The following is a 396-nucleotide window of genomic DNA, read 5'->3' as shown; positions in this document are numbered from 1 at the left end:
CCTTTGTAGCTTGACCATATCGAAAATCGCTATAAGCTTCGCATCTCTTCGTCAATACCATCTCTGCGGTGCTCATTTACACATCAGTAAACTCTGCTCCTCGTTCTGGTTTTTCCTCGATCTACTCGCTTCTATCAATTTTCTTGGTTTCATTCATAAAATCTAGTTCTACTCATGAAACTTAAAAATCTACAAAGGTTACTTACTTATATAATAAGTAGTTTTACCTTCAGCTTTACTTTTATTTAATATCACTGTGCAATTTTCAAAGAACAATTATGGTGGAGATAAAGGGATTCGAACCCTTGACCCCCTGCGTGCAAGGCAGGTGCTCTCCCAGCTGAGCTATACCCCCATAAAAGTATTAAGGGAATCTAATCCCTCAAGATTAAACAG

1 tRNA gene is annotated in these 396 nt (G+C 38.1%); it reads right to left on the bottom strand.

The features are described 5' to 3' along the window. Positions 1–279: 279 nt before the first annotated feature. A tRNA-Ala gene (locus I6U51_RS24550) sits at positions 280–355 on the bottom strand. Between the last annotated feature and the right edge of the window lie 41 nt (positions 356–396).

It is taken from the genome of Clostridium aciditolerans (assembly GCF_016316925.1).
GTDB classification, from domain to species: Bacteria; Bacillota; Clostridia; order Clostridiales; family Clostridiaceae; genus Clostridium_AM; species Clostridium_AM aciditolerans.
Note: the sequence above shows the minus strand (reverse complement) of the source record. Positions and strands in the feature narration are given on the sequence as shown.